Source organism: Roseomonas sp. CECT 9278, assembly GCF_918698155.1.
Classification (GTDB): domain Bacteria; phylum Pseudomonadota; class Alphaproteobacteria; order Acetobacterales; family Acetobacteraceae; genus Neoroseomonas.
This window is the reverse complement of sequence record NZ_CAKKLX010000095.1, coordinates 1-6,489: the sequence shown is the minus strand read 5'-3', so window position 1 is coordinate 6,489 and position 6,489 is coordinate 1. Positions and strand designations below refer to the sequence as shown.

General features: G+C 74.1%; 8 protein-coding genes. 4 read left to right on the top strand and 4 right to left on the bottom strand.

The features are described 5' to 3' along the window. Positions 1–212: 212 nt before the first annotated feature. Positions 213–1,136 carry a hypothetical protein gene (locus LQ222_RS25870; RefSeq protein ID WP_230169763.1) on the bottom strand — a complete coding sequence of 308 codons (924 nt, stop codon included), beginning with the start codon at positions 1,134–1,136 and terminating at the stop codon, positions 213–215. Positions 1,137–1,199: 63 nt separating this feature from the next. Here LQ222_RS25870 and LQ222_RS25865 point away from each other — a divergent pair, with 63 nt between their 5' ends. Continuing rightward, entirely contained in the window at positions 1,200–1,790 is a 591-nt protein-coding gene (locus tag LQ222_RS25865) for a cytochrome b (RefSeq protein ID WP_230169762.1), read from the top strand. After that, the gene (locus tag LQ222_RS25860; protein WP_230169761.1) at positions 1,790–1,936 is read left to right on the top strand and encodes a hypothetical protein; all 147 of its coding nucleotides are present in this window, start codon (positions 1,790–1,792) and stop codon (positions 1,934–1,936) included. Before LQ222_RS25865 ends, LQ222_RS25860 begins: the two co-directional genes overlap by 1 nt. Before the next feature lie 117 nt (positions 1,937–2,053). On the opposite strand, the gene LQ222_RS25855 is transcribed toward LQ222_RS25860, so the two are convergent. Beyond that, entirely contained in the window at positions 2,054–2,908 is an 855-nt protein-coding gene (locus LQ222_RS25855; protein WP_230169760.1) for an OmpA family protein, read from the bottom strand. 18 nt (positions 2,909–2,926) lie between these two features. After that, the gene (locus LQ222_RS25850; RefSeq protein ID WP_230169759.1) at positions 2,927–3,142 is read right to left on the bottom strand and encodes a hypothetical protein; all 216 of its coding nucleotides are present in this window, start codon (positions 3,140–3,142) and stop codon (positions 2,927–2,929) included. Between the two features lie 462 nt (positions 3,143–3,604). Here LQ222_RS25850 and LQ222_RS25845 point away from each other — a divergent pair, with 462 nt between their 5' ends. Then, positions 3,605–3,937: a DUF1491 family protein gene (locus LQ222_RS25845; protein WP_230169758.1), complete on the top strand. Its 333-nt coding sequence runs from the start codon at positions 3,605–3,607 to the stop codon at positions 3,935–3,937. Positions 3,938–4,187: 250 nt separating this feature from the next. After that, on the top strand, positions 4,188–5,597 hold the full coding sequence (locus LQ222_RS25840; RefSeq protein WP_230169757.1) for a DUF1254 domain-containing protein: 1,410 nt from the start codon (positions 4,188–4,190) through the stop codon (positions 5,595–5,597). Between the two features lie 6 nt (positions 5,598–5,603). On the opposite strand, the gene LQ222_RS25835 is transcribed toward LQ222_RS25840, so the two are convergent. Beyond that, positions 5,604–6,489: peptidoglycan -binding protein (locus tag LQ222_RS25835; protein ID WP_230169756.1), on the bottom strand; the 886-nt coding region annotated here is incomplete at its 5' end.

The following is a 6,489-nucleotide window of genomic DNA, read 5'->3' as shown; positions in this document are numbered from 1 at the left end:
CGGTGGATAAGAGCCAGGCATCGGCGCGCGGCGCGCCGGCGCATGCCCGGCCGCCCGCGCGGCGCCAGGCCGCGCCCGCGCCACCGCCTGCTGGCCCGGCAGCGCCATCACCGGGGCGTCGAGCGCGATGGCGGCCTCGGGGCTGTCCGTGGTGATCGGCATGCCGCGCCGGCGGGCGCCCGCCGGCTGGACCCGGCTTCGTCGTCGCGGCGCTACGACGCAGGCAGCGCCGATTGCCCCAGCACCCAGCCTTCCCAGCGCCGCACCGCGTCGTCCGCCGGCACGACATCCGGCCGCGCGCCGTCCAGCACGCCGACCAGGCCGAGCAGGCCGATCACGGAATCGAAGCGGTCCTCGCCCGCCGCATCGGCGCCGAAGCCATCCGCCACCATGGCGCGCAGCGCGGCGCAGGGCACCACGCGGCGCGCCGCCATCGCGCCCAGCACCGGGTCCGCGATGGCCGCGCGGTCGGCCTGCACGCGCTTCGATCCGCGCAGCACCAGCGCGCAGTGGCGCAGCGCCTCGGCGGGATAGACCTCGGCCAGCACGGCGCGGCCGCGCGCCAGCAGCGCATGGATGCCGCCGTCGAAAGGCCAGATCGCATAGGGCGCGCCGGCGGCCAGACCCGGCGCCAGCCAATCCCGCCAGGCCGCGATCGCCGCCTTGCCGGATTGGTTGGCCCCCAGCGTCCAGAACACCGGTGCGCCGGCGGGGCGTTCGGCCGTGGCGCGGTCGCATAGCCGCGACAGGCCGCGCGCATCCGCCAGGCCAAGCGCGCTGGCGTGTGCGGCGCGCGTCATGCCCTTCACGCCGCGCGCCGGGTAGAAGGGGCGATCGCGCGAGACCTGGTCCAGCGTCGCCGCCACCGCGAAGAAGCCCGGCCGGTCGGCCAGCCCGCGCAGGAAGGGCACGAAGCCGGCCTCCGCCCGCCCCTGCGCGAAGCCGCGCGGTACACCCAGCGGCAGGTCGAGCCCGATCGCCACCGGCGCGCCCTCGGCGATCAGCCCCGCCGCCAGCCCCGCCGGGTCGCCGACCGGCACCGGTGCCTGCGCCCGCCAGCCATCGGCGTCGCGCCGCGCGATGCTGACCCATCGCTTGCGCGGATCGATGCTCCAATCCGCATGGGCTGCGATCATCCGCACGTGCGAAACGCCGCGCGGATGCGATACGCTGGCGCGACGATGGACCGGAGCCAGACCATGGACGCGACCGCCGCCGCCCCGCTGCCCGGCCAGGACGCTGCCCACCCGGATGGGCAATACGGCCGCGCCGCCAAGTGGTTCCACTGGATCACGCTGGGCCTCATGCTGATCGCGCTGCCGACCGGCTTCGTCATCAAGTTCATCACCGGGGATGCGGATGGCGCCTACAAGATGGGCTTCTACGCCATCCACGAAAGTGCCGGGCTGACCATCCTGATCGTGGCGCTCGCGCGCATCGTCTGGAAGCTGCGCAACCCGCCGCCGCCGCACCCCGCCGACCTGCCGCCGCCGATGCGCGCCGCCGCCACCGCGACGCATCACGGCCTGTACGCGCTGCTGGTCCTGCAGCCGGTCATGGGCTTCTTCGCGACCAATGCCTGGGGCTTCCCGATGCAGGGGCAGACCGCCTACATGGGTTTCCTGCACCTGCCGAAATTCATGGAGGCATCGACCGGGATCGCCAATGTGCTGTCCTGGGGGCACACCATCGGCGGCTACCTGTTCGTGGTGCTGCTGGGCGCGCATGTCGGCGCCGCGGTGTTCCACCACGCGATCCGGCGCGACGGCACGCTGATGCGGATGCTGTGATGCGCGAGGCGATCGAATGCCCGCATTGCGGCGAGGCGACGATGGCGAATGAACGCGCCGATGGCTCGGTGGTGTGTTCCTGCGCGGCGGCGCGGCCGCTGCCCCGCCCGTCATCGCCACCGCCCGCCGCGCCCGGGCGGCGCTGACGGCGCGCGGCGTCGCGGGCCGACCGCCGCCGTCGGCGCCAGCTTGCCAAGCCCGGCGTTCGCTGGTCGGTGCCGGTTCTCCCGAACGCGCCCGGCGGAGCCCGCCCGACCCAGTGCTCAGGGCCCATCGCCGGCCTGCGGCACCACCCGCAGGCGGCGCAGCGCGCCCGGCCCGGTCTCGACCTCCGCGCGCACGCCGCCAGCCAGGAACTCCGTGCGCCGGGCCGCGCCATCCCCGGCGGCCAGCGCCGCCAGCACCGGCGCCGCCGGCGCGTGGCCGAACAGGTCCAGCACCGCCGCCGCCGGCGCATTCCAGCCGCCGGGCAGGCCGTCGCGCCATTCCAGGATCACGGCGACGCGGCGCGACCCGGCGATGCGCAGCACGCTCAGCGCCGGCACGCCCAGGCCCGGCGCGCAGTCCAGGCGCGGCGCCACCAGCGCGCCGCGCGGCACCTCCGGTTCCGGGCAGCCCAGCGATCGCGCCACCAGCGGCGCCAGCGCGGCCATGAAGGCCGGCACCACCGCGGCATCCATGGCGCGCGCCTCGGCCTCCGCCACGCCGGCCAGGCGCGGCCCGGGGCAGGGGAACAGGTGGACGCGATCGTTCATCGGTTCCGGCTGCCCGGCCGGCGCCAGGCGCACGGGATGCGCATCGCCATGCGCCTCGATCGCGATGTCACGCGGGTCCACCCCCTGGCGCACCATCATGGCCGCCACCGCCTGCGCGCGCGCCAGGCTCAGCGCGGCCGCGCCCGCGTCGCGGTCGGCATGGCCGGCCAGGCACTGGCCGCGGAATTCCGGCGGGCGCGGCGGTCGCAGGAAGGCGAGCAGGGCGTCGCGCGCATCCTGGCTGATCTCCGCGCTGCCGGGCTGGAACAGCATGACCGTGCCGGACGGCGCGTAGCCCTGCGCGGCGACCGGCGCCGCCGCCGCCACGACCAGCCCGAGCATCCCGGCCAGCGCAAACCGCATGGCCGGCAGGCTACACCATCAGAGCGGCTTCTGCGCCTTTTCCAGCAGCCGGCCAAAGAAGCCCGGCTTCTTCGGCGGCTCGGCCGCCTTGGGCGCGGCGGCGGCGGCTTCCTTGGCCTCGGCGGCGGCGCGCCGTTCCTTGCTGGTCAGCCACTTCTCGAGGCTCATGCCCGCCTTGGCCGCGCGCTTCGCCTCGTAGGCGCGCTGCGCTTCCGTCATCTTCCGTTCGCTCATCGCCGGGTGTCCCCCTCGCTGCGCCGGTGAATGGCGCGCCCCGCGCCTTCCGGCAAGGGGTGGGGCGTGCGACCCTGCCACCATGACGATGCACCTTGGCTCCCACCGGAATGCCGCAGCCGCCGGGACCGGCACCGGTTGCCCGCGGCGTGCCGCGCGCCGGCATCATGCGGCGACCGCCTCAGTTCCTCGCCGCCGCGCGAAGGTCGCGCCCGCACCCGCCAATACCAGCGGATCGTGGCCCTGCCGCGATCCGGGAGCGCGAAGGCGCGACCGCGCCCCACCCGCCCGCCACGCCGGGTGCTTCGGCGCAGGGCGCGCAGCCAAGCCGGCGCATGCCGGCGCCCGGCGCCTGAGGGCGTCACAAAATTCCAAGCCGGCGCATGCCGGCGCCCGGCGCCTGAGGGCGTCACAAAATTCCAAGCCGGCGCATGCCGGCGCCCGGCGCCTGAGGGCCTGAGCATGGAACCGAAGGTCAAGGCCGGCATCTGGGTCTCGATGGCGATCCGCCTGTCCGACATGGCCGGCCGCCCGGCCGCCGTGCTCCGCCGCGGGGACCCGGATTCCGGCGGCATCCTGTGCATCCTGCTGGGGCGCGAGGGCTGCGTCGTGCTCTCCCAGGCGCGCGACGCCGAAGGCCGCCCCGCCTGGCTGCGCGGCACCGGCAGCGCGCCGGTCGAGGAAGCCCTGGCGACCGCCTATGTCGACCGCCAGGTGCAACGCGACCCCGACCTCTGGGTGCTGGAATTCGAGGCGCCGGACCTGCTGCCGCCCTTCGAGGCGCGGATGATCTGACCGCCGCCCGGCCGGAGTCGTGACGCGCCGGAATCGGATACGGAAATCTCTCGCGATCATGACATGGCGGCGGCTAGAGCCGCATCCGTTCGCCACAGCTCACCACAACGCCTCTAGGCCATTGTTTTTGCGAGCATCTTTACCCGATCAGATGATTCCATCTGATCGGGATCTGCTCTAGTCTCCCGCCCGCCGGACCATCCGCGTCGTCGCCACGTTCCACGGAAGCCACCCGATGCTGAAACGAGACATGCTCCGCGCGTCAGCCCTTGCCGGGCTCGGCGCGCTGACCCTGCCGCGCCCCGCGCTGGCCCAGGCCGGCCGCCCCGGCCCCGTCGGGTCCTATGACGCGGCCGAGGCCGCCTTCGTCTTCGGCCTGCCGATCGTGATGAACTACACGGTGCTGTACGAATTCGCGGTCGATCGCAACAGCGGCCAGTTCAAGGCACCGTTCAACACCATGTGGAACGACGCCCAGGTCTTCACCTGGCGCGACACCGCCGTGCCCACGCCCAACAGCGACACCCCCTATTCCATGTGCTGGATGGACCTGCGCGCCGAACCGGTCGTGCTCAGCGTGCCCGACGTGCCGGCCGGGCGGTACTTCTCGGTCATGATCTGCGACGCCAATACCTACAATGTCGGCTACATCGGGTCGCGCGCGACCGGGCAGGGCGGCGGCTCCTGGCTGGTCGCCGGGCCGGGCTGGCAAGGCGCGCCGCCGCCCGGCGTGAAGGGCGTGATCCGCTCGACCACGCACTTCGCCCTCGCGATCTTCCGCACCCAGCTGTTCGGGCCGGACGACATGGCCGGCGTGGTCGCCGTGCAGCGCGGCTACAGGGCCGAGACACTATCCGCCTTCGCCCGCACCGCGCCCCCGCCGCCGGCGCCCGAGATCCGCTGGCCGCGCGTCAATGCCGACCTCGCGAAGCACCATTTCTTCGACTATCTCGCCTTCGCGCTGCAGTTCAACGCGCCGCAGCCCAACGAGGCCCCGATCCGCGCGCAGATGGCGTCCATCGGCATCGACGGCCGCGGCACGCCGCTGCCGCAGTCCTTCTTCGACCGCATGGAACTGCTCGCCGCCGCCTTCGAGGGCAACCGCCGCGTCGAAGCCGCCGTCGCCGCCGCCGGCGTCAGGATGAACGGCTGGAACGTCGCCGACGTCCCCGGCAGCCCCGAGGCCTACAACGGCAACTGGATGCAGCGCGCCATCGCCGCGAAGGCCGGCATCTACGCCAACAGCACCGAGGAAGCGACCTACCCCTTCACCCGCACCACCGCGGGGGGCGAGACGCTGGACGGCAGCTCCGGCCGCTACACCCTGACCTTCGCGGCGAACCAGCTGCCCCCGGTGAATGCCTTCTGGTCGGTCACGATGTACCATGGGGGCAACCAGCTGCTCGTGCAGAACCCGATCGACCGCTACCTGATCAACACGCCGATGCTGGCCGGCATGAAGCGCAATCCGGATGGCGGCGTCACCATCCATATCCAGAAGGACGATCCCGGCGCCGACCTGCGGGCGAACTGGCTGCCGGCGCCGAACGGGCCGATCTACCTGGTGATGCGCCTGTACTGGCCGCGCACGGAAGCGCCGTCGCTGCTGCCGGTCGGCCGCGGCGCCTGGCAGCCGCCGGGGGTGGTCAAGGCGGGTTGACCCACCCTACCGATCCGTCAGCCGCACCTCGATCCGCCGGTTGCGCGCCAGCGCCGCGGCCCCCTCGCCGGGATCGATCGGCTGGGTATCGCCGAAGCTCGTTGCCGCCACGCGATTGGATGGCAAGCCTTCGGCGATCAGCAGCTGCGCCACCGCGATCGCCCGCGCCGCCGCCAGTTCCCAGTTGCTGGCGAAGCGCCCGCCCCGCAGCGGCGAACGGTCGGCATGCCCATCCACCCGCACCACCCAGGCGATCTCGGCCGGGATCCGCGGCGTCACCTCCAGCAGCACGCGCGCCAGGTCGCGCACCTGCCGCCGTCCTTCCTCGCTGAGATCGGCCGAGGCCGGCGCGAACAGCACCTCGCCCTGGAACACGAAGCGATCGCCGACGATCCGCACCTCGGGCCTTTCGCCCAGCACCTGGCGCAGCCGCCCGAAGAAGTCCGACCGGAAGCGCTGCAATTCCTCGACCCGCTGCGCCAGCGCGGCGTTCAGCCGGGCGCCGAGCTGCGCGATGGTCGCGTCCTGCGCCTGGCGTTCGCCCTGCGCGAGATCGAGCGCGGCCGACAGCCGCGCGAGGTCGGCGCGCAGCGCCTCGATCTGGCGCGACAGCAGCGCGACCTGCGCGCGGGCACCTTCCGCCAGGCGCAACTGCTCGGCCGCCTGCGACTCCGCGAGGCGGCGCTGTTCCTCGGCATAGCCGGCGCGCTGCGCTGCCTGGGCTGCGGCGGATTCGGCCGCGCCGGCACGCCGGATCGCCGCCTGCGCATCGGCCTCCGCGGCGCCGGCGCGCGATGCCGAAGCGGCGGCCGCGCCATCCGCCTCCGCCCGCAGCCGGGCCGCCTCGCCGGCCGCGGCCACTGCGCGGGCCGTGGCCGCCTCGGCCGCCATG

Bases quoted from the DNA above. Each gene is read 5' to 3' on its own strand.
- LQ222_RS25870 (WP_230169763.1), bottom strand. From the start codon at position 1,136: ATGATCGCAGCCCATGCGGATTGGAGCATCGATCCGCGCAAGCGATGG.
- LQ222_RS25865 (WP_230169762.1), top strand. From the start codon at position 1,200: ATGGACGCGACCGCCGCCGCCCCGCTGCCCGGCCAGGACGCTGCCCAC.
- LQ222_RS25860 (WP_230169761.1), top strand. From the start codon at position 1,790: ATGCGCGAGGCGATCGAATGCCCGCATTGCGGCGAGGCGACGATGGCG.
- LQ222_RS25855 (WP_230169760.1), bottom strand. From the start codon at position 2,908: ATGCGGTTTGCGCTGGCCGGGATGCTCGGGCTGGTCGTGGCGGCGGCG.
- LQ222_RS25850 (WP_230169759.1), bottom strand. From the start codon at position 3,142: ATGAGCGAACGGAAGATGACGGAAGCGCAGCGCGCCTACGAGGCGAAG.
- LQ222_RS25845 (WP_230169758.1), top strand. From the start codon at position 3,605: ATGGAACCGAAGGTCAAGGCCGGCATCTGGGTCTCGATGGCGATCCGC.
- LQ222_RS25840 (WP_230169757.1), top strand. From the start codon at position 4,188: ATGCTCCGCGCGTCAGCCCTTGCCGGGCTCGGCGCGCTGACCCTGCCG.